This is a genomic window from Microbacterium sp. JAI119, assembly GCF_013410135.1.
GTDB classification, from domain to species: domain Bacteria; phylum Actinomycetota; class Actinomycetes; order Actinomycetales; family Microbacteriaceae; genus Microbacterium; species Microbacterium oxydans.
Window position 1 is genome coordinate 612202 of sequence record NZ_JACCCK010000001.1, and the last position, 20140, is coordinate 632341.

Annotated in this window: 20 protein-coding genes; 7 read left to right on the forward strand and 13 right to left on the reverse strand. The window is 69.3% G+C overall.

Going from position 1 to position 20140, the window contains the following annotated elements:
* Positions 1-131 precede the first annotated feature (131 nt).
* Together HDC31_RS02905 and HDC31_RS02910 are read right to left on the reverse strand one after the other, a co-directional pair.
* Positions 132-473 carry a hypothetical protein gene (locus HDC31_RS02905; protein ID WP_174799750.1) on the reverse strand — a complete coding sequence of 114 codons (342 nt, stop codon included), beginning with the start codon at positions 471-473 and terminating at the stop codon, positions 132-134.
* Between the two features lie 164 nt (positions 474-637).
* Positions 638-985, reverse strand: a complete 348-nt coding sequence (locus HDC31_RS02910; RefSeq protein ID WP_046747716.1) for a hypothetical protein — start codon at positions 983-985, stop codon at positions 638-640.
* A 296-nt stretch (positions 986-1281) separates the two neighbouring features.
* Here HDC31_RS02910 and HDC31_RS02915 point away from each other — a divergent pair, with 296 nt between their 5' ends.
* Positions 1282-1767: an FBP domain-containing protein gene (locus HDC31_RS02915; protein WP_179515803.1), complete on the forward strand. Its 486-nt coding sequence runs from the start codon at positions 1282-1284 to the stop codon at positions 1765-1767.
* A gap of 5 nt (positions 1768-1772) precedes the next feature.
* Here HDC31_RS02915 and HDC31_RS02920 read toward each other — a convergent pair whose 3' ends face one another.
* The 6 genes from HDC31_RS02920 to HDC31_RS02945 all read right to left on the reverse strand — a co-directional run bounded on the left by HDC31_RS02920 (position 1773) and on the right by HDC31_RS02945 (position 8454).
* On the reverse strand, positions 1773-2594 hold the full coding sequence (locus HDC31_RS02920) for a PaaX family transcriptional regulator C-terminal domain-containing protein (protein ID WP_113680951.1): 822 nt from the start codon (positions 2592-2594) through the stop codon (positions 1773-1775).
* Positions 2584-3822, reverse strand: a complete 1239-nt coding sequence (locus tag HDC31_RS02925) for a kynureninase (RefSeq protein ID WP_179515804.1) — start codon at positions 3820-3822, stop codon at positions 2584-2586. Before HDC31_RS02925 ends, HDC31_RS02920 begins: the two co-directional genes overlap by 11 nt.
* Before the next feature lies 1 nt (position 3823).
* Positions 3824-4786: a hydrolase gene (locus HDC31_RS02930; RefSeq protein WP_113680950.1), complete on the reverse strand. Its 963-nt coding sequence runs from the start codon at positions 4784-4786 to the stop codon at positions 3824-3826.
* A complete protein-coding gene (locus HDC31_RS02935; protein ID WP_058632347.1) occupies positions 4786-5637 on the reverse strand; it encodes a tryptophan 2,3-dioxygenase in 852 nt (283 codons plus the stop codon). Before HDC31_RS02935 ends, HDC31_RS02930 begins: the two co-directional genes overlap by 1 nt.
* Before the next feature lie 61 nt (positions 5638-5698).
* Positions 5699-7414: an amidase gene (locus HDC31_RS02940; protein WP_113680949.1), complete on the reverse strand. Its 1716-nt coding sequence runs from the start codon at positions 7412-7414 to the stop codon at positions 5699-5701.
* The gene (locus tag HDC31_RS02945; protein WP_179515805.1) at positions 7414-8454 is read right to left on the reverse strand and encodes an agmatine/peptidylarginine deiminase; all 1041 of its coding nucleotides are present in this window, start codon (positions 8452-8454) and stop codon (positions 7414-7416) included. The genes HDC31_RS02940 and HDC31_RS02945 overlap by 1 nt, the downstream gene beginning before the upstream one ends.
* Before the next feature lie 67 nt (positions 8455-8521).
* Between HDC31_RS02945 and HDC31_RS02950 the strand changes: the two genes are divergently transcribed.
* Positions 8522-9211, forward strand: a complete 690-nt coding sequence (locus HDC31_RS02950) for a TetR/AcrR family transcriptional regulator (RefSeq protein ID WP_113680948.1) — start codon at positions 8522-8524, stop codon at positions 9209-9211.
* 40 nt (positions 9212-9251) lie between these two features.
* The gene (locus HDC31_RS02955; protein ID WP_179515806.1) at positions 9252-10625 is read left to right on the forward strand and encodes a pyridoxal-dependent decarboxylase; all 1374 of its coding nucleotides are present in this window, start codon (positions 9252-9254) and stop codon (positions 10623-10625) included.
* 32 nt (positions 10626-10657) lie between these two features.
* Here HDC31_RS02955 and HDC31_RS02960 read toward each other — a convergent pair whose 3' ends face one another.
* A complete protein-coding gene (locus tag HDC31_RS02960) occupies positions 10658-11182 on the reverse strand; it encodes a TetR/AcrR family transcriptional regulator (protein ID WP_058632351.1) in 525 nt (174 codons plus the stop codon).
* Between the two features lie 97 nt (positions 11183-11279).
* Here HDC31_RS02960 and HDC31_RS02965 point away from each other — a divergent pair, with 97 nt between their 5' ends.
* Positions 11280-11990, forward strand: a complete 711-nt coding sequence (locus HDC31_RS02965; protein ID WP_046747725.1) for an MBL fold metallo-hydrolase — start codon at positions 11280-11282, stop codon at positions 11988-11990.
* Positions 11991-12015: 25 nt separating this feature from the next.
* Here the strand turns inward: HDC31_RS02965 and HDC31_RS02970 are convergent, their stop codons facing one another.
* The 3 genes from HDC31_RS02970 to HDC31_RS02980 all read right to left on the reverse strand — a co-directional run bounded on the left by HDC31_RS02970 (position 12016) and on the right by HDC31_RS02980 (position 15377).
* Positions 12016-12579, reverse strand: a complete 564-nt coding sequence (locus tag HDC31_RS02970; protein WP_113680647.1) for a cysteine hydrolase family protein — start codon at positions 12577-12579, stop codon at positions 12016-12018.
* The gene (locus tag HDC31_RS02975; protein WP_061015727.1) at positions 12576-14018 is read right to left on the reverse strand and encodes a cytosine permease; all 1443 of its coding nucleotides are present in this window, start codon (positions 14016-14018) and stop codon (positions 12576-12578) included. Before HDC31_RS02975 ends, HDC31_RS02970 begins: the two co-directional genes overlap by 4 nt.
* 78 nt (positions 14019-14096) lie before the next feature.
* Positions 14097-15377: a M18 family aminopeptidase gene (locus HDC31_RS02980; protein ID WP_179515807.1), complete on the reverse strand. Its 1281-nt coding sequence runs from the start codon at positions 15375-15377 to the stop codon at positions 14097-14099.
* A 267-nt stretch (positions 15378-15644) separates the two neighbouring features.
* On the opposite strand from HDC31_RS02980, the gene HDC31_RS02985 reads away from it, so the two are divergent.
* Positions 15645-16508: an EamA family transporter gene (locus tag HDC31_RS02985; RefSeq protein WP_113681489.1), complete on the forward strand. Its 864-nt coding sequence runs from the start codon at positions 15645-15647 to the stop codon at positions 16506-16508.
* Between the two features lie 117 nt (positions 16509-16625).
* Positions 16626-18059, forward strand: a complete 1434-nt coding sequence (locus HDC31_RS02990; RefSeq protein WP_113681488.1) for an HNH endonuclease signature motif containing protein — start codon at positions 16626-16628, stop codon at positions 18057-18059.
* A gap of 23 nt (positions 18060-18082) precedes the next feature.
* On the opposite strand, the gene HDC31_RS02995 is transcribed toward HDC31_RS02990, so the two are convergent.
* Positions 18083-18739, reverse strand: a complete 657-nt coding sequence (locus HDC31_RS02995; RefSeq protein ID WP_218867291.1) for a response regulator transcription factor — start codon at positions 18737-18739, stop codon at positions 18083-18085.
* Between the two features lie 227 nt (positions 18740-18966).
* Between HDC31_RS02995 and HDC31_RS03000 the strand changes: the two genes are divergently transcribed.
* On the forward strand, positions 18967-20112 hold the full coding sequence (locus HDC31_RS03000; RefSeq protein ID WP_113681487.1) for a sensor histidine kinase: 1146 nt from the start codon (positions 18967-18969) through the stop codon (positions 20110-20112).
* The last annotated feature ends 28 nt before the right edge of the window (positions 20113-20140 follow it).

Sequence of the window (20140 nt, forward strand, 5' to 3'; positions counted from 1 at the left end):
GCGGTGCTCCTCTCCTCGTCGGATCGATTGACTCCGAGGCTCTCATGTCCCGAGGGAAGCGGCCACGGGATTGACAATCCGCCGCGCACATGACAATGTTCCGACGCCATCGACGCACGGGCGTCGAAGGACTAGCCTGGCGCCAGGCGGGTGGTCCTGCCCGCGGACTCGACCAGGAAGCGGTGTGCGATGGACTCGATGATGATGGGCGCCATGTCGAAGAACATGGAGTCGATGCCCGACATGCAGATGATGGACATGGCGGTCATGCAGGCGTGCATGGATGCGTGCGCCGCCTGCGAGCAGGCCTGCACGGTGTGCTCGACGCAGCTGATGGACTGCGCACCGGCCTGCATGAACTGCGCCGACATGTGCAACACCATGATGCGGTCGATGATGCGGATGCAGGGGATGACCCCTGCCTCGATGATGGCGATGCTGAACGCCTGCATCGCGATGTGCAAGGCGTGCATGGATGCCTGCGCTCGGCACGCGGACGACAGCGAGGTGTGCCGGATGTGTGCTCAGGCGTGCGAGGCGTGCATGGACGCCTGCTCCGCCATGAAGGACATGCTGATGGCGAGCGCCTGAGACGAGCCGGTCCGGCGGTGACGCCGTCGCAGGTGGGTGCGAGTGATCAGACGGTCGCGACGTTGAACTGCGTGCCGCCGACGGCCAGCACTCCATAGCGCTGGTGCAACGCGACCGGGGTTCCCGCGGCAGCTTCGAGTGCCGCACCTGCCCCGTTCCACAGCGTGTGCGTTTCGCCGTCGAGCGTGCGCACGACGAGGTCGCCGGAGACGGCGTCGGCCTGCTCGACGAGCGCATCGATCCATTCGGACGGCGTCGCCGAGGCGATCCGCGCCTGGATGAGGTGCAGGGCGTGGCCGGGGGCGAAGGACGAGCACCGGCCGCCGTGACTGCACATGCACGCTGCACGCTCGCGCACCGGGAGGGGCGAAAGGCGGTTCAGCGGCGTGGACACGGGGGACTCCTTCTCGTTCGTCGTTCCGGAAAGACTAGGTCGGTCGTCCTGCGACGCCCAGAGGAGCCGACACGGACGGAAACAAACGGGTGTAAGCTCGCCGGGTGCTGTCGTCGATGAGCGCCCTCGCGGCGCAGAGCGGAGCTGCAGGCGCCTTCCGCGCCGCAGACAGAGGCTGAGGACCCACCGGAGGCGGAATCCCCGTCCCCGGTGCCGTGTCGTACCCGGTGGTCACTGCCGGGCCTTCCTCCTGTCGATTCGCCTTCGCGGCGACCTCTCTGAAAGCACTCACCCTCATGCGTCCCATCGACGAGCGCGCAATCCGCGCCTCCTTCCTCAACGCCTCCCGCAAAGAGGTGTCCGACCTGACCCTGCCGCCCGGTTTCGCCGAGATCGACTTCGACCTTCTCGACTTCCTCGGCTGGGCCGACCCGAAGATGCCCCGCCGTGCCTACGTCGTCACCTGGATCGACGACGCACCCGTCGGCGTCTTCCTGCAGCGCGCTGAGCAGCGTGTGATCGCCAGGGCACAGTGCTCCTGGTGCGAAGACGTGACGCTCCGCAATGATGTGCAGCTGTACGTGGCCCGGAAGGCGGGACCCGCCGGGCGCAAGGGCGACACCGTCGGCGTGCTCACCTGTGCCGAGTTCGGCTGCAACCGCAACGTGCGGATCCTGCCGCCGCTGGCCTATCAGGGGTTCGACCGGGAGTTCGCCCGCGACCTGCGCATCCTCCGGCTGCAGGAGCACGTGGCAGGCTTCCTCGCCGCAGTGGCGGGCTGAACGGGCTAGGACACCCTCGATCGCACGTGCGCCCAGGCGGGTGCCGCCAGCTCCGCCGACCGACGCGCGAACTCGTCGAAGCTGCGACGGCCGGGCCAGCCGGGCGGCAGCATCGACGGGGGAAGCCCCGGGTCGGTGTATGGCAGCACCCGCCAGCGGTCGATCAGCTGCACGTACGCGGCGAACGGCTCGCGGGGCAGCGTCGTGAGGGAGTTCTGGAAGGCGAGGTGCTCCTCGCGCAGCGCCTCCAGATCCCACCACTGCGCTGCCGCGTCGACCAGGGTGCCGGCGGGCAGCGGAGCCGATGCGGGGAACAGCGTCGCCCACCGACGCGCGTCGAGGTCGTCGAGGATCTGCTCCACCTCGGCCTGAAGGTGGCCGGGGCAGATCCACAGGGCGGGGGACACGATGCCCGCTCCGATCCACTGCAGTCTTCGCCGCAACTGGTGGCGCACGCTCCTGGCGCTCTCCGGGATCGAGAACGACACCAGGCACCAGGGGTCGGCGTCGGTCATCTCCTGCATCTCGAAGATGCGCCTGTCGCCGCGCTCCAGCATCGGGATCGCCGCCGGGTTGAGCCGGTAGCCGATCTGCCCCTCCCGTGCGCCGAGCAGCAGCCCCTTCTGCTTCAGGCGTGCGATACCCGTGCGCGCCGCGGCAGCGTCGATGCCGAGGTCACCGGCGAACGCGACCAGGTCGGCAGCGGAGATCCACCCACCGAGCGGACGGAGGAAGACGCCGATGAAGGTCCGCAGCAACGAGGCGATGCTGCCGGGGCGTGCGTCGATGTCGTCGAGCACGGGGGTGGGAGCGATGTCAGAGGTCACCGGACTCCAGCGCATCGCGTACGGCGAGCACACCGGTGACGGTCTCGACGTGCGAGGTGCTCAGGGGGGAGAGACCCAGGCGGATGCCGTCCGGGAACCGGAAGTCGGGGATGATGCCGTCGGACCACAGCCGCCGCGTGACCTCGCGGAAGTCCGGGTGACCGATCGTCACGTGGCCACCCCGCTGCTCGGCGTCGCGAGGGCTGAGCAGGCGGACGCCGAGGGGAGCGAGCACCTCGTCGTAGGCGCGGACCGCGAGATCCGTCAACGACTGCGACTTGGCCCGGACGCCCGCGATCGTGGACTGCTCGATGAGGTCGAGCATTCCCTGCATGGCCAGCATCGAGATGACGGGAGGGGTGCCGCTGAGCAGCTGGCGGATGTCGCCGGAAGGCACGTACTCCGGTCCCATCGCGAAGATGTCCGCCGCACTCCACCATCCCTGGATCGGCTGACGCAGCACGCCCTGGAGACCGCGGCGCAGGTAGGCGAAGGCGGGCGAGCCCGGCCCGCCGTTCAGGTACTTGTAGGTGCAGCCCACGGCCATGTCGACACCCCACTCGTCGAGCTGCATCGGGATCACGCCGGCCGAGTGGCACAGGTCCCACATCATCAGGGCGCCGACGCCGTGCGCAGCCGCGGTGATGCCCGGCATGTCGGCCAGAGCCCCGGAGCGGTAGTCGACGTGGCTCAGCGACACCAGGGCGGTGCGCTCGGAGAGGACGGCCTCGACATCGGTGACCGACACCCCGTGCACGGGGTCGGGCTCGATCCAGCGCAGCGTCATCCCGGTCTCCGCCGCGACGCCTTCGGCGAGGAAGCGGTCGGTGGGGAAGTTGCCCGCCTCGATCACGAGCTCGGTGCGCGCGGGGTCGGCGGCAGCGGCGGCACGCATGAGCTTGTAGATCAGCACGCTCGTCGAGTCGGCCACCACGGTCTGGCCGGCCGCGGCGCCCAGCGCGACGTGTCCGATGCGGTCCCCCAGCTCCATCGGCAGCGCCATCCACTGCTCGTCCCAGGACCGGATCAACCGCGTGCCCCAGTCGTCGCGCACGAAGGTCGCGAGCTTCTCCGGCATGTCGCGCAGCGGGCGCCCGAGCGAGTTGCCGTCGAGATACGCGTCGACGCCCGGTGCCTCTGAGAAGGCGTCGAGGTGAGCGCGCAGCGGGTCGTTCCCATCGAGGGCGCGAGCGTGATCGAGCAGGGAGGCGTCGGGAGTCGTGGTCATGTCACACCTTCAGGTCGGCGGGGGTGAGGGGGCGGGCGTCGAGGGGGTCGAACGACGAGGAGCTGCTGACGGGGAAGAGCAGGAGCACCGATCCGGAGTCGAGCGGATCCACGGGGGCGAGCGCTCGCAGGAGGGCCGCGTCGTCGACTCCGGCCTCGCGAAGGGCACCGACCTCGTGCGGGTTCAGGTCGACAGGCATCGGTCCGTTGCCCAGGTCGGTGCCGTAGAGCACGGTGCCGCCCGCGGCGTGGAACCGGCGCACGTTGTCGATCGCGGTCGCACGCTCGGGGTCGTCGTGGATCGCAAGCGTCGAGATCCACGAGGCGGAGGCCGCCTGACGCACGATCTCGTCATCGTCGAGGCGCTCCGTGAACGGGGCGTGGGCGAGCCCGGCTGCGCCGAGAGCGACCACCCGCTGCGCTTCACCCGCACCTTCGGCGTGCGCGACGACGGGGAGGTCGTGGTCGGCCGCGACCCGGACGATCGCGCGGAACAGCTCGTCGGTGAAGACCGGCCCTGCGCCGCTGTTGCTGGTGACCTTGATGCAGGTGGCACCCGCATCCGCCATCCCGGAGACCGTGGCTGCGGCAGAGTCCGCGTCCGTGATCTCGCGGACCGATCCCTCCGGCGCCCAGTCCCGGTCGGAGGGATAGCCACCAGGAGCGGTCAGGAACGCCCCGGCGAAGTCGATCTCGACGTGGCGCCGGGCGGTGGGCGTGAGCTGACGCAGCACCTCGGGGTTTCCGCCGAGGTCGACCACGCGGCCGAGGCGAGACCCTGCCAGCAGAGTGTGGTCCACCAGCTGCAGGTGCACGTGGTGGTCGGTGAATCCGCCCGTGATGACACCTCCGATGCGGGGGAGTCCGGGGGCGGGGCGCTCATCACGCAGGCGCACACGCCCGTCGACGAGCTCGACGACGCCCTCGCGCCACGCGCTCCCGTCGAAGAACGTCGCAGCGTGCATCAGCTGCCGATCTCCGTGCGCACGGTGTAGAGCTCGGGGAAGAACGTCAGATCCAGGGCGCGCTGCAGGAAGCCGACGCCGCTGGAGCCGCCGGTGCCGACCTTCATGCCGATCGTGCGAGCGACGGTCTTGAGGTGTCGGAACCGCCAGAACTGGAAGTTGTCCTCGAGGTCGACCAGGTCTTCGCAGGCCTCGTACAGATCCCAGTAACGGCTCGGGTCCTGGTAGATCTCGCGGATCGCCGGCACCAGTGCCGGTGTCTCCCGATAGGGCTCCCGCACGTCACGCTCGAGGATCTCCGTCGGGACCGGCAGTCCGCGGCGGGCGGCGAAGCGCAGGAACTCGTCGTACAGCGTCGGCTTCTCCCACTCGGCGGTGAGCAGCGCGAGGTTGGCCGGGTGGTCGGCGAACACACTCAACATCTTCGCGTTCTTGTTGCCGAGGGCGAACTCCACGGCGCGGTACTGCACGGACTGGAATCCGGAAGAGTTGCCGAGCGCCCCACGGAACTGCGCGTACTCGGTGGGCGTCAGCGTCGCGAGCACCGACCACTGCTGCGTCATCACGTCCTGGATGCGTTTCACGCGGGCGATGCGCTTCAGGGCTTCGCGCAGGTCGTCCCTGGCCAGCAGCTGACGCGCGGACGACAGCTCGTGCAGCAGCTGCTTGAGCCACAGCTCCGTGGTCTGGTGCTGGATGATGAACAGCATCTCGTCGTGGTGTTCGGGTTCGCTCACCGGGTGCTGCGCGGTGAGCAGCTGGTCGAGTGCCAGGTACGAGCCGTACGTCATGCGCCCAGACAGATCGGTGACGATGCCGGATTCGAGGGCGCGTTCGTTCTCGGTGTGCATCTGCCGAACATATCACTTTCGTGGCGAGCGTCACAGGAGTGTTATGTCATGCCTCCGGGATTCAGAGCGCGGGAGTGCGGGGCGGCGGCGTGCGCCGTGTGCCCGGTCGGCCGAGAGCCTCGAATGCCGCGGCGAAGCGCAGCAGCCTCGTGTCGTCGTAGGCCCGTCCCGCGAACGTCAGCCCGATCGGCATGCCGATATCGCCCATCAGCCCCATCGGCACCGTGACCGTCGGGATGCCGAGGTGCCGTATCGCGAGGTTGCCGTTCGCGATCCACACGCCGTTGCGCCACCCGAGGTCGGCCGATTCCGGGTTCACGTCCATGTCAGCCGGGCCCACATCCGCGACCGCGGGGAACACGACGGCATCGAGCCGCAGCACGTCCATCCAGACTTCGAGGTCGCGGCGACGCGTCTCCTCCAGGCCGCGCAGACCGCTTTCGAGCTCGGGCATGTCCGCGATCCCGACGCCGGGGTTGTCGCGCACCCAACCGGGGTACTCGGCGATGTCGTCGTCGAAGCCCGTGTAGCGGTCGGGGAGTGCGCCGTCCGGATGCGGGAAGATCGTCGCCCCGTCGATCTCGGTGAGCGAGTGCAGGGCCGGATCGCCGTTCGCCCGGAGGAAGTCCTCCCACGCCCATGCCGAGAGGTCGACGATCTCGCGGTGCAGGTATTCGGGTGACACGAGGCCGCGGGTGGCGATAATGTGTGCGCCCGGTCGGTCGCCCTCGTAATTCGAGACGACGGGGAAGTCCACCTCGACCACGGTCGCTCCCGCGGCGGTGAGATCGTGGCGCGCCGCCTCCCAGCGTTCGATGATGCTCGCCCGTGTCTCGATGCGCCGGCCCGTCGGGCCGCCGACTCCGGGATTCTCGGCACTGCCGGCATCCGGGTCGGCGTTGATGTACATCCGGGGGATGCCGATGCGGGCGCCGACGAGGGGGAGGGCGGATTCCGTCGCGAGCGCCGGATACGACTCCGGCCGGAGGGAGGATGCGGCGGGCAGCTGCACCCACGGCTGCGCGCGCCAGAAGTCGCCACGGACCTCCGCATCGTCGGCCACGATCACGTCGAGCACCTCGAGGAGGTCCGCCATGGTGCGGGTGTGCGGCACCACGACGTCCATGGTCGGCACGAGAGGCCAATTGCCGCGGGTCGAGATCACCCCGCGGGAGGGTGTGTAGGCGCACAGCGCATTGTTGGTGGCCGGCCCGCGTCCGCTCGACCAGGTCTCCTCGCCGAGTCCGAAGGCCGCGAAGCTCGCCGCCGTCGCCGTGCCTGATCCGTTCGACGACCCCGAGGCGAAGGGGGCCGTGAGGAAGGCGGCGTTGTAGGGGCTCTCGGCTCGGCCGTAGACACCGCGCTGCATGCCGCCGTTCGCCATCGGGGGCATGTTCGTCAGCCCGAGGCAGATCGCTCCCCCCGCGCGCAGTCGTTCGATCGTGAAGGCGTCGCGCTGAGCGACGAGCTGTGCGAATGCCGGGCTCCCTGCGGCGGCCGTGAGCCCGCGTACGAGGTAGCTGTCCTTCGCGGTGTACGGGATGCCGTCGAGGGGACCGCGAGCCTCGCCCCTGGCGCGGCGTGCGTCAGAGGCCGCGGCCTCGTCCCGTGCATCCGCGTTCGTGACGACGACCGCGTTCAGGGCGGTCTCGGTGGCGGGGGCGTCGTACGCGGCGATGCGTGCGAGATACGCGTCGACCAGCGCGACGGCCGTCGTCTCCCCTGTCTCGAGGGCGCGGCGCAGGTCGGCGATGGACGCCTCGACCACGTCGACCATCAGCGGAGTCCGTCGAGCGCCGGCTGCTGCTGGGTGATGCAGTGGATGCCACCGCCGCGGTCGAACAGCGGACGTGCATCCACCGTGACCACCCGGCGTCCGGGGTAGGCGTCGGCGAGGATCTCACGTGCTGCGGCATCGGCCTTGTCATCGCCGAAGCCGCACGCCACCACGCCGTCGTTCGTGACGAGGTGGTTGACGTAGCTCCAGTCGACGGGACCCTCGTCGTCGCTCAGCATCGACGGAGCGGGCAGCCCGATCACCTCGAAGCGGCGCCCGGCGGCATCCGTCTGCTCCGAGAGCAGGGCACGCAGCTCGCGGGTGACGGCGTGGTCGGGGTGGTCGGGGTTCTGCTGGTCGTGCAGCAGCAGTCGCCCGGGGCAGGCGATGGTGGCGACGATGTCGACATGGCCGTTGGTGCCGAAGTCGTCGTAGTCGCGCGTGAGCCCCCGGGGGAGCCAGATCGCTTTCGTGGCGCCGAGCGTGCGGGACATCTCGGCCTCCACCCGCTGCTTGTCGGCGTAAGGATTGCGGCGGGGGTCGAGCTGCACGGTCTCGGTGAGGAGCACAGTGCCCTCTCCGTCGACGTGGATGCCGCCCCCCTCGTTCACCAGGGCGGAGCTCACCAGCTCGGCCCCGACGGCGCCGGCCACGATGCGTGCGTGCTGTGCGGCCTTCCGCCACTCCGCCCATTCCGGGGCGCCCCACCCGTTGAAGATCCAGTCGACCGCTCCGAGGACACCAGGACGCTCGTCGTCGACCACGAACGTGGGCCCTGAGTCGCGCATCCAGAACTCGTCGACGGGTGCTTCCACGATGTCGATGCCGCTGCTGAGCATGCGCCGCGCCCTGGCGAGCTCGCTCGGGTCGACCAGCATCGAGACGGGCTCGAACTCGGCGACGGCATGAGCGACAGCGGTCCAGGTGGCATAGCCCTCTTCGCGCGCCGCTGCGGTGTCGCCGAGAGTCTCTCCCTCCGCGGGGAACGCCATCCACGTGCGCTCGTGACGTGCGGTCTCGGTGGGCATGCGCCAGCTCATCGTGGTCTCCTCGTGCGGCCGGTCCGACTATTGAACATGCGATCAACAGGTGTTACGGTAACCCCTGATGAAGACGACGTCAACAGGTGCGACCGCTCGGCGGATGTCGCCGCAGGAGCGCGATCACTCGATCCTCGAGGGGGCGCTCGGCCTTGCCCGCGAAAGCGGTCTGGAGAGCCTGACCGTCCGTGCGATCGCCGCCAGAGTGGGTGTCACCCCCGCCCTCGTCGCGCACTACCGACCGGGGATGGACGCCTTCGTCGCCGACGTCTTCGGATCGATCGTGGCGGCCGAGCGCGAAGAGGTGATCTCCGCCTTCGACGACCGCCCGTTCCACGACGCCGCTGAGCTGGACGCCGCTGAGTTGCGCGGTGGTCTGCTGCGCCTGATCGAGACCCTTCTCGACGCCGACCGCGACGACGTCACCCTCATCTGGGTGCAGGCGTGGGCGCTCGGTGCCCGCAACGAGGCGCTCGCCGCCCGTGTGCGGCAGGAGATGGACGGATGGCAGAGCGCGCTCGAGGGGATCTTCGCCCGCGCAGCCGCCGACGGGGCGATCGAAGCGGGTCGCGCCGACACGGCCGCATGGCTGCTGCTCGCGATGGTCGACGGCATGAACGCGCACTCGCTGGTGAAGTGGGCCCCACGCGACCGTGCCGACCTCGCCAGGCGCGCACTGTCCGCCGTGCTGGACAGTGCCGCCCCCGATGCCCTCGTCGGTGCTCGATCCTCTGACTCCCGACCTGCTGACTCCTGACCTGATGACTCCTGACCTGATGACAAGTAAAGGAACGCCCATGGATGCTGTGCGCATGCACGCGGCCTCGCCCGAATCGACCGCGATCGTCGATGCCGTGCTCGACTACTCGCGTCGTCGCATGCTCGCCGCCGATGTGCCGCTCGACAAGCCGCAGTCCGAGGCCGAGCTGAACCGCCTCGTCGGGCCGACCATCACGGACGCGGGGTTGGGGGCGGCGCGGGCGCTCAGCGTGTTCGAGCATGTGCTCGCCCCGGCCTGCCTGACGACGAGTCATCCGCTGTACCTGTCGTTCATCCCGACGGCGCCGACCATGGCCGCCATCGCCTTCGACCTCGTCGTGTCGGCCTCCGGGCTCTACGGCGGCAGCTGGCTCGAAGGGGCCGGGGCCGTGCACGCCGAGAACGAGGTGCTGTCGTGGTTGGCCGGCGAGTTCGGGCTCCCCGACACGGCCGGTGGCGTCTTCGTGCAGGGCGGCACGATCGGGAACCTCTCGGCGCTGGTGGCCGCCCGTGAGGCGGCGAAAGCCCGTCTGGTCGCGGCGGGGAGGGAACTGCCGAGCCGGTGGAAGATCCTCTGCAGCGTCGAGGCGCACTCCTCGAACAAGTCGGCCGCGCGCGTGATGGATGCCGACGTGCTGCTGGTGCCGGCGGGAGAGGACGGCGTGCTGCGTGCCGAGGGCGTCCGCGAGGCGCTGGCCGAGCACGGGGACGAGATCTGCGCGGTGGTCGCGACCGGGGGATCGACGAACTTCGGCATCGTCGACGACATCGCCGGCATCGCTGCACTCAAGGACGAGTTCGACTTCTGGCTGCACATCGACGGCGCCTACGGCCTCACGGCCATGCTGGCCCCGGAGGCTCGGCACCTGTTCGCGGGTGTGGAGCGCGCCGACTCGGTCATCGTCGACCCGCACAAGTGGCTGTTCGCTCCGTTCGACTGCTGTGCCCTGATCTACCGCGACCCCGACAGCGGACGTCGGGCGCACACGCAGCACGCCGAGTACCTCGACATCCTGACCGACGTCGACGAGTTCAGTCCCTCGGACTATTCGATCCAGCTCACTCGTCGACCGCGCGGTCTGCCGATGTGGTTCTCGGTCGCGACGTACGGCGTGACGGCATACCGCGAGGCCGTGAGCGCCGGTCTCGCTCTGACCCGGCGGATCGCCGACGAGATCGCCCGACGCTCCGAACTGAAGCTGGTGCGCGACCCGCAGCTGTCGATCGTGGTGTTCGAGCGCGAGGGATGGGAGCGCGCCGACTACGACCGCTGGTCGGCCGCCCTGCTCGACTCGCAGCGGGCCTTCGTGGTGCCCAGCTCCCACGCCGGTCGTCCGAACACGCGCTTCGCGATCCTGAATCCGCTCACCACGTTCGAAGACCTCGTCGGCATCCTCGACACCATGAGGTAGGCGAGGCGGACTCGACCTGCAGCGTGGGCAGGTCAGGCGGTGATTCCGGCCAGCAGACGGTGCAGGCCGTACTCGAAGGCACGATCGACGTCGCCGCCGAGGCGGAACGCCCCGGACAGCTCCATCTGCAGGAAACCCGTGGCCCACGCCGTGAAGAAGCGCGCGGCGTCGAGGGCGTCTTCCTGCCCGACCAGGGCGGAGGCGGTGCGGATCAGGGGCGCGGCTGACCGTTCGAGGGCATCGTGCGGGGCCGCGATCGTGAACATGAGGCGGAAGCCCTCCGGATGCCGGTGCGCGAAGTCGCGATAGGCGTGCGCGAGCGCACCGATGTCGTCGCCCGCGGCTTCGAGACGTGCGGTGAGCGCGTCGATCGAGGCTGCGGCGACGGCGGAATGCAGTGCGTCACGGTCTCGCACGCGCTTGTACAGCGAGGGGGCGCGGACCCCCACCCGTTCTGCGACGGCCTGCATCGTGAGCCCGGAGGGACCGGCGACCTCGAGGATCTCCCGCCCGGCGGCGACGATCTCCTCGGTGGATGTGCGTTCGGGTGTCGGCATCGATCCTCCTGTGACGGCTGCTGACAGCCATGGCTATTGACATTAGCCATGATAGCTACGTATCGTAGCCATCGCAATCATCCCGAGAGGATCAGCCATGAAGCTCGCACCGCACCTGCACCGACTGGGCAACGACATCGTCGCCTCCTACCTCATCGACCTGCCGGAGGGGATCACGCTGATCGACGCCGGTCTCCCCGGGCACTGGCACGATCTGCAGCGCGAGCTCTCGACGATCGGGCGCCCTCTGTCCGATATCCGCGGTCTCGTGTTGACGCACGGCGACGGCGACCACATCGGCTTCGCCGAACGGCTGCGGAAGGAGGTCGGGGCACCGGTGTTCATCCACGAGGCCGACAGCCATCGGGTGCGCACCGGCGAGAAGCCCAAGACCCCCATGGGGCCGGCCAAGATCGGACCGACGCTCGGGTTCCTCACGTACGGGCTCCGCAAGAACGCGCTGCGCACGCCACACGTGTCGGTCGTGACCGAGGTGACAGACGGCGATGTGATCGACCTTCCGGGCGCGCCGGTCGTGCTCGGGATGCCCGGCCATTCGCCGGGGAGCATCGCGGTGCACGTCCCCGCCGTCGACGCGGTGTTCGTCGGCGATGCTCTGACGACCCGTCACGTGCTCACCGGTCGCACCGGCGCCCAACCCGCACCGTTCACCGACGAGCCCGCGGAGGCGCTGGCCTCGCTCGACCGTCTCGCCGACGTGTCGGCGGCGTGGGTGCTGCCGGGGCACGGAGCGCCCTGGCACGGTTCCCCCTCCGACATCGCCGCAGCGGTCCGCGCTTCCGCCTGAGGCGCCGCGGTCAGGTCGGCGCGGGTCAGTGAGCCGCGAGCACCGTCGCGGTGTCACTCATCGTGATCTGCGGGGGGTAGAGACTCATCACCCGCAGGGCGGCGGCGTGATTCTCCGCGGTCGAACCGGCACAGGCGTCGGCCGCTATCGTCACGTGTGCGCCCGCGTCGGCGGCGGCCAGCGCGGTCGAGATCACGCAGCAGTCGGTCGAGACGCCAGCGAGCACGACGTGCCCGCCGCGTCCGATGGTCCCCTCGAGCTCCGGACCCCACTTGCCGAACGTCGGCAGGTCGATGCTCGGGTGCGGCGAGAGCGCCTCGGCGTCGGGGACGAGGGCGAACAGGGGATCGCTCGGCGGTTGGTCCGCGAAGGGCCAGGCGTCGAAGTACGCACCCCACGACGTCGTCCGGTCGGCGGTCGGCATCCAGCGGGTCACGAGCACGCGATCGCCGAACGCGTCGGCCAGGGCGCGGATGCGGGGCATCACCTCGGGGAAGAACGGCGACCCCCAGGCGGAATCCGGCGCGGCGAAGATGGTCTGCGGATCGATCACCACGAGCCAGGTGTCGGTGGTCGCGGACGCATTCACGCGGCCTCCTGCTGCCGGATCTTCGCCGCCCTCGCGAAGTACGTCACGAGGAACGAGAGCACCAGCGCGAAGAACACTCCGAGGTTCGCATAGGCCCACTCGCCGTCGCGGCCGCCGATGAGGAACAGCAGGTAGCCCTGCCAGTTGTTCCAGGCTGCGTCCTCGGCGAAGTTGTTCACGACCAGGCCCCAGCCGATCACGCTGGTGACGACCATCGTGCCGATCGAGGTCCAGTCCCACGCGCCGTAGCGTCCGCGCTGGTCGAACAGTGCCTCTTCGTCGTAGTCCTTCCGGCGGCGCAGGATGTCGGCGATGAGGATGCCGGCCCACGAGGCGAGGGGCACGCCGAGCGTGATCAGGAAGCTCTGGAACGGTCCGAGGAAGTCGGTCGCGAAGAACACCACGAAGATCGTGCCGACCGTGAGGATGACCCCGTCGATCGCTGCGGCGGACGGGCGGGGGATCCGGATGCCGAGGCTGAGCAGCGTGAGCCCGGAGGAGTAGATGCCCAGCACCGCGCCCGAGACGAGGGCGAGTACCGCGGTGAGCAGGAACGGGACGAGCACCCATACGGGCAGGATCGAGGCGAGCGCGCCGATGGGGTCGGCGGCGATCGCGTTCATGAGGTCTTCGTCGGAGCCGCCCAGGAGCAGGCCGAACACCACGAGGATCACCGGTGCCACCGATCCGCCGATCGTGTTCCAGGCGACGATCGCCCCGTCCGATGCGGTGCGCTTCTGATAGCGCGACCAGTCGGCGGCGATGTTGATCCAGCCGAGACCGAACCCGGTCATCACCATGACGAGCGCGCCGATCACCTGGCCGACGCCGCCGTCGGGTCGGGCCAGCACGACCGCGAGGTCCACCTGCGGAGCGGCGAGCACGATGTAGAGCACGGTCACGACACCGGTGATCCACGTGAGCACCGACTGCAGCTTCATGATCGTGTGATAGCCGAGCACGGACGCCGTGACGATCAGCGCTGCGACGATCACGGTGGCGACGATCTTGAGCGCGATGCTGTCTCCATCACCTCCGAGCTGGGTGATCACGGTGGCGGTGGCGAGCACGGCCATGATCGCGAGGAACGTCTCCCAGCCGATCGAGGTGAGCCACGAGACGATGCCCGGCACCTTCTGACCCTGCACGCCGAAGGCCGCCCGCGAGAGCACCATCGTCGGCGCGGAGCCGCGCTTGCCGGCGATCGCGATGAGCCCGCAGAGCAGGAACGACACGACGATGCCGATGACCGAGACGATCGTCGCCTGCCAGAACGAGATGCCGAAGCCGAGGACGAACGACCCGTACGACATGCCGAACACCGACACGTTCGCGGCGAACCACGGCCAGAACAGGTCTCGCGGCTTCGCTGTCCGCTCGGATTCGGGGATGATCTCGATGCCCGCACGCTCGATGAGGGCCGGCTTGATGTCCGTCATGCTCACATCCTGGCACTGCCGAGGCGGTCGCAGGCGGTTTCGGCGGCGGCCCCGCCGCGGTGTGCAGCCGGCGGGGGCCTAGCCGGCGAAGAAGGACTGCGCTGTGCGGGTCAGATCGTGCAGGTCCGAGACCCCTGCGAGCTCTCGCGCGGAGTGCATGGACAGGATGGGGATGCCCACGTCGACCGTACGGATGCCGAGCCTGGTCGCCGTGATCGGGCCGATGGTCGAACCGCACGGCACGCTGTTGTTGGATACGAACTCCTGCGTCGTGACCCCGGCGCGCTCGCACCAGGAACGCCACGATGCCGTGCCGACCGCATCCGTGGCGTAGCGCTGGTTGGCGTTGATCTTCAGGATCGGTCCCGATCCGAGCACCGGCTGCACCACGGGGTCGTGCTTGGCGGCGTAGTTCGGGTGCACCGAGTGTCCGACATCGCTCGACAGGCACCACGACGACGCGTAGGCCTGGCGGCGTGCGGATCCGTCGGCGCCGAGGCCGGCGTACACGCGTTCGAGCACGTCTTCGAGGAAGGGGCCCGCCGCGCCGGAGCGCGACTCCGAACCCAGTTCCTCGTGGTCGAAGGCGGCGAGCACCGCGATGGGTGCTCCGGCGGCAGGGGCGTGCGCCTCGAGGGCCACCACGCCGGCGTGCACCGAGGCGAGGTCGTCGAGGCGCCCCGACGCGAAGAACGCGTTGTCCTTGCCGAACACCGCACCGCGGGCGGAATCGGCGATCACCACGTCGTAGCCGCGGACGTCGGAGGCCGAGACGCCGGCGGAGGAGGCGAGCTCGGCGAGGATGTCGGCCTCGGTCGGGTCGCCGAGTCCCCACACCGGCTGGGTCTCGGTCTGCTTGTCGAGGGCGAGGCCGTTGTTCACACCGCGGTCGAGGTGGATCGCCAGCTGCGGCAGACGCAGCAGAGCTCCGGTGTCCGCCAGCACGACACGGCCGTCGGCCAGTGCCAGTCGCCCGGCGAGGCGCAGCTCGCGGTCGAGCCAGGAGTTCAGCAGCGGTCCGCCGTACACCTCGACGGCGGCCTGCAGCCAGCCCCGTGAGCCGGTCGTCGGCTGCGGCTTGAGCTTGAAGCCCGGGGAGTCGGTGTGCGCGCCGAAGATCTGCACGGGCGTCGTGGCCGCAGCATCCTCGGGGACGACCCAGGCGATCGCCGCCCCGTCGCGCACGACGACGAAGCGTCCACCGGTCGTCGGCCAGGCGTCCTCCTCGTGCAGCCGGTGGAAGCCCGCAGCCTCGAGCCGTCGGGCGACTTCCGCCGCCGCGTGGTAGCTCGACGGGGAGGTGGCGACGAAATCGGCGAGGTCCTCGGCGTGGGCGAGAGCGGCGGGGGTGACGGGCATGTCGTGACCTTCCTGGAGAGCGCGGTCCTTCGAGCGTAGTCGGGGTCTCCGTGCGTCCTCCACGACGGCGGCCCGCGCCCGCGCTGTTTCCCGGCCGTTCATCCCGGCGGGTTAGGGTGGTCCCGATAGCGCCTAGGGTTCCGGGGTTCGCGCCCGTCTGGTCCGAGCGGCGCCACGGCTCTCCTCCGCAGGAGAGCCGTCATCTGACAGGACAAAAGCCCGGAGGACCCTGTTCGTCGCGCCGTGCGCCGGACGGAAGGGTCTGTTTTGTCTCCTCTCGCCTTCGTCCTCGTCTTCGGTGCGGCCATCGCCCACGCGGCGTGGAACATCATCGCGCACGGCATCAGCAGAGCGGGCGCGCCGTTCCTGTGGTGGGGCGCCGTCGCCAGCACCGTGGTCTGGATCGGCGCGGTGCCGTTCACGGGAGGTCTCGGCACCGACGATCTGTGGTCGTTCGCCCTCGGTGTCGTCGTCTCGTCGGTGCTCCACGTCGGCTACATGGCGGTGCTCCAGCGCGGCTATCGCGAGGGCAACCTCTCCACGGTGTACGCGACGGCCCGCGGCACCGGACCCTTCCTCTCGGTGATCGTGGCCGTGCTGCTGCTGGGCGAGCGCCCGTCGGTGCTCGCGCTGATCGGGGTGGCGGCCGTGATCGCAGGCGTCGTCGCCATCGGACTCGTCGACCGGGGCAGAGGATCCGGCACCCGGCGGATGGATCCCGGCATCGTCTTCGGCGTGCTCACCGGCGTCGCGATCGCCGTCTACACGATCTGGGATGCGCACGCGGTGCGCACGTGGAACCTCTCGCCGGTCGCCTTCATGGTGGGCACGACGCTGTTGCAGGTGCCGTTCTACTCGATCGCGGTGCGTCGGCGCTGGGACGCGGTCGGGGCGCTCTGGCGCACGCAGTGGCGCCGCATCCTCGCGTTCGGCGCCCTGTCACCGCTGTCGTACATCCTGGTGCTGACCGCGATCCAGATCGCCCCGGTGGCGCTGGTGGCGCCCCTCCGCGAGGTCAGCGTGGTGCTGGTGAGTCTGTTCGGGGTGTTCGTGCTGCGGGAGTCGCGCGGGGGCTGGCGGATCGCGGCATCCCTCGTCGTGGTGACCGGGATCGTCCTCCTCGCCGTGTGAGCCGTTGAACGCGGGATCGACGGGTGGTGTCGAGCGTATTCCGGAATGCCAGGAAAGTAGCTCTGAACGGGACTGTTCCGACCCTGCAATGTCGGTGGTGGGGTGTGGGATGGACGTATGAACCCCCTCGCGGAAGCTATGGATCGGGTCGTCGCCGACCTCGACGCCGTGCTGTCCGCCGCACAGCTCGCCGGACTCGACGATGCCGCGCGACTGGATGTGCTCCGCGGCGCTGGCGAGGCGCTTCGTCGCGTGGAGGCCATCGTTGTGGAGACGACCGCCTCAGCCGAGCCCCGCTTCGCCGAGGCGACCGGATGCCGATCGATGAACGAGCTCCTGCAGCGGGTGCTGCGGGTGGATGCACCCGGAGCGTCTCGGGTGGTGAAGGCGGCCGAGGCGGTTCGGCGCGAGATGGCGCTGACGACGGGGGAGCGGCTCCCGGCGCGCTTCCCCGCGATCCGCGAGGCGATGCTCGACGGCGTGATCGGGGTGGCCGGTGTGCTCGCGGCGTCCGGGCCGGTCCTGCAGGCCGGCGATCGGATCGGGTCGGAGGAACGGGTGGCGGCCGATGCTGCGCTGGCCGATCTGGCACGCGGACTCCCCGAGGCGGACGGGGGTACCGAAGGTGGAGGGCCGCCCGCCACCCCTGACGACCTCCGGCAGTACGCGATGCTGCTCGCGCAGCTGCTCGATCCGGATGGTGCCGAACCGACGGACGCGAAGGCGCGGAATCGGAGATTCCTCACCATCGGACGCCTGCGCAACGGGGTGCATCCGCTCCGGGGCAACCTCCTTCCCGACGTGGCCGCTCAGCTGCAGCTCATCATCGACGCTCAGAACAATCCGAAGACCGATGGCCCGCCAGAGCCGGGCGTGTCCTTCCGGTCGGAGAGCGAGCGATCGGGCGATGGAGCCGAGTCCGGTGCAGACGTCGCCGACGCCGATCCGTGGAACTCCGACCCGCGCAACGTGATCGAACAGCGCACCGCCGCGCAGAAGCGGCACGACGCCATGGCGGCAGCACTGGCGATCGCCGCGCGTCACGAAGACATGCCCCGACTGGCCGGAGCATCCCCGACGCTCGTGGTGCACGCCGACGCGGACGACCTCGTCTCGGGCTCCGGGTGGGCGACCGTGGCCGGCTCGCAGTCGCCGGTGCCGATCGGGGTCGCGACCCAGGCCGCGTGCACGGGCGCCATTCAGCGGGTGCTGTTCGACGACGGTCGGATCGTCGGCACGACCGTCACTGATCGGGTGTTCACGGTTCACCAGCGGCGCGCGATCATCGCTCGCGATGGAGAGTGTCTGATCCCCGGGTGCCATGTGCCGGCGTCATGGTGCGAGATCCACCACGTCGTCGAGCACGCCAGGGGAGGGCCGACCGATACGGACAACGGCGTGCCCCTGTGCTGGTGGCATCACCGTTCACTGAACCGATCGGGGTGGGAGATCCGGATGGCGGGAGGTACCCCGCAGGTCCGCGGCCCGGCATGGTGGGATCCCGAGCGTCGCTGGCGTGTTCCGCGGCAGCGCGAGACCGCAGCTGCGTGATAGCGCTGAAACGCGGTGGGTGATCAGCGGAAGCTGACGAGTCCGGCGTGTGCGGCCGTCACGAGGATCTGCACGCGGTCGCGCAGGTGCCACTTCGACATCATGCGCCCGAGGTGTGCCTTCACCGTCCCCTCGGAGACGATGAGTGCCTTCGCGATCTCTGCGTTCGACATCCCCTGCGCGAGGCAGTTCAGCACCTCGACCTCGCGCTCGGTGAGCGGTTCGAGCGCGGCGGCGTCGGCGGCGACGGGCGTCGAATCGCGGACGTGCTTGATCAGCATCGAAGCGATCCGCGGCGACAGCGAGCTGGCCCCGCTGTGCACCTCGCGCACACCGGTGACGATGTCCTCCGCGCTGGAGTCCTTGAGCAGGTAGCCGGAAGCGCCGGCGCTCAGCATGGGGAGCACCGTGTCGCTGCCGTCGAGCGTGGTGACAGCGAGCACGCGCACGTGCGGCCATCGCTCGGCGATGACACCCGTCGCCTCGATGCCGTCCATCTCGGGCATCTGCACGTCCATCATCACGACGTCGGGCTGTTCGCGCTCGACAGTGGAGATCGCCTCGAGACCGTCCTCTGCCTGCGCGATCACGCTGATCTCCGGGTCGCGTGAAACGAAGTGCGACAACGCCGAACGGACGAGGGGATCGTCATCGACGATCACGACACGGATTTCCTGCATAGGGGGAAGCCTAACGGCGCGGGCGCCTGATGGACGTCATGTAGACCTTTGGCCAAAAAGGTCTAGACCTGAGACAGATGTGCGCCGCTCCTGTCGCCGAGAAGATGAATACAGACATCGACGAACGACTACAAACTGGAGGTGAACGTTATGACTTTCTGGCAGCAGGTTGGCAAGTTCTTTGGTCTCCACAACTAGAATAGTTGGCAAATAGGAGATAGTGAAGCATGGCCTTCGACCACTCGAACCGGAAAACCGCGGACACTCTCCGCCTGGCCCGAGGCGAGAAGCTCAGCGCGATCGAGCGCATCGTCGTGCTGGCGATCCTCGCTATCACCGTTGCCGCAGATCTCATCGGCTTCTTCACCACTCCGGGTGTGAACCCGGCAGCTCTTCTGGTGAGCATCGCGACCACGTCAGTGTTCGCGCTCTACCTCTGGAAGCCGCTCCTCGCGACATGCGCTCTCGGCGTCGTGTTCGCGCTCTCCTTCATCCCCGGATCAGAGCTCCAGGTTCTGACCGCCGCCGCTGTCGCGGCCGGCCTGGTCATGAGGCTGGGGTGGACGTCACTGATCCTCTCCTACACCGGCGGATTCCTGGTCGCCGCGGCGATCGTCCCGTTCGCCGCCGAGCCGGGCGTCACCGTCAACGTCGGTCTCTATCTCGTCTTCGCCACCGTGGCGGGAGCCGTCGGGTTCGCTCTGCGGCTGGCGTTCGCCCGTGGCAGTCGCCTCGAACGCGAGCTCGAGGCGCGGGCTGAACAAGAACGACAGGCAGTGCTCGCCGAGCGACGTTGGATCGCCGGTGAGCTGCACGACAGCATCGCGCACCACCTCACGGTGGTGTCGCTGCACGTGCAGATGCTCGAAGACCCCGAGATGAGCACCGACTCTCGAGAGGCGATCCGCGTCGCCGCTCGCAAGGCCATGACCGATCTCCGTTTCGTGATCGAGCTCGCCGACGACGGTCCGCAGTCGTCGAGCGTGCAGACGGGCGACCTCGCCGATGCCGTCGACGAGGCGCAGAGCGAGTTCGAAGCGGCGGGCCACTCCGTGGCCCGCGTGGGCGATCCCAGCGACGAGCGTATCCCGCGTGCCGTCGAGATCGTCCTCGCGCGCATCGTGCGCGAGTCCGCCACCAACATCCTCAAATACGCAGGCCCCGGCGAGGTGCTGATCGACCTCGCCGTGGACGACGATGTCGCGCACCTCACGCTGCGCAGCCCCCTCCCCACGACCCCGCGCCGTGAACTCTCGTCGAGTCGAACAGGACTCGGCCGGATGGCGGAGCGCGTGATGGGAGCGAGTGGCGAGTTCAGCGCCGGCGAAGTCGACGGGTTCTGGGTCGTGTCGGCCCGACTTCCGGTCGTCTGATGCCCTAGAGTGTGTGAGCACCCTCTCC

What these genes read in the sequence shown, in the direction of transcription:
- HDC31_RS02975 (WP_061015727.1), bottom strand. Translation starts at nt 14,018, where the DNA reads ATGACGGACATCAAGCCGGCCCTCATCGAGCGTGCGGGCATCGAGATC.
- HDC31_RS03000 (WP_113681487.1), top strand. Translation starts at nt 18,967, where the DNA reads ATGGCCTTCGACCACTCGAACCGGAAAACCGCGGACACTCTCCGCCTG.
- HDC31_RS02945 (WP_179515805.1), bottom strand. Translation starts at nt 8,454, where the DNA reads ATGAGCTGGCGCATGCCCACCGAGACCGCACGTCACGAGCGCACGTGG.
- HDC31_RS02980 (WP_179515807.1), bottom strand. Translation starts at nt 15,377, where the DNA reads ATGCCCGTCACCCCCGCCGCTCTCGCCCACGCCGAGGACCTCGCCGAT.
- HDC31_RS02925 (WP_179515804.1), bottom strand. Translation starts at nt 3,822, where the DNA reads ATGACCACGACTCCCGACGCCTCCCTGCTCGATCACGCTCGCGCCCTC.
- HDC31_RS02905 (WP_174799750.1), bottom strand. Translation starts at nt 473, where the DNA reads ATGCACGCCTTGCACATCGCGATGCAGGCGTTCAGCATCGCCATCATC.
- HDC31_RS02965 (WP_046747725.1), top strand. Translation starts at nt 11,280, where the DNA reads ATGAAGCTCGCACCGCACCTGCACCGACTGGGCAACGACATCGTCGCC.
- HDC31_RS02995 (WP_218867291.1), bottom strand. Translation starts at nt 18,739, where the DNA reads ATGCAGGAAATCCGTGTCGTGATCGTCGATGACGATCCCCTCGTCCGT.
- HDC31_RS02940 (WP_113680949.1), bottom strand. Translation starts at nt 7,414, where the DNA reads ATGGTCGACGTGGTCGAGGCGTCCATCGCCGACCTGCGCCGCGCCCTC.
- HDC31_RS02990 (WP_113681488.1), top strand. Translation starts at nt 16,626, where the DNA reads ATGAACCCCCTCGCGGAAGCTATGGATCGGGTCGTCGCCGACCTCGAC.
- HDC31_RS02915 (WP_179515803.1), top strand. Translation starts at nt 1,282, where the DNA reads ATGCGTCCCATCGACGAGCGCGCAATCCGCGCCTCCTTCCTCAACGCC.
- HDC31_RS02950 (WP_113680948.1), top strand. Translation starts at nt 8,522, where the DNA reads ATGAAGACGACGTCAACAGGTGCGACCGCTCGGCGGATGTCGCCGCAG.
- HDC31_RS02930 (WP_113680950.1), bottom strand. Translation starts at nt 4,786, where the DNA reads ATGCACGCTGCGACGTTCTTCGACGGGAGCGCGTGGCGCGAGGGCGTC.
- HDC31_RS02955 (WP_179515806.1), top strand. Translation starts at nt 9,252, where the DNA reads ATGGATGCTGTGCGCATGCACGCGGCCTCGCCCGAATCGACCGCGATC.
- HDC31_RS02935 (WP_058632347.1), bottom strand. Translation starts at nt 5,637, where the DNA reads ATGCACACCGAGAACGAACGCGCCCTCGAATCCGGCATCGTCACCGAT.
- HDC31_RS02960 (WP_058632351.1), bottom strand. Translation starts at nt 11,182, where the DNA reads ATGCCGACACCCGAACGCACATCCACCGAGGAGATCGTCGCCGCCGGG.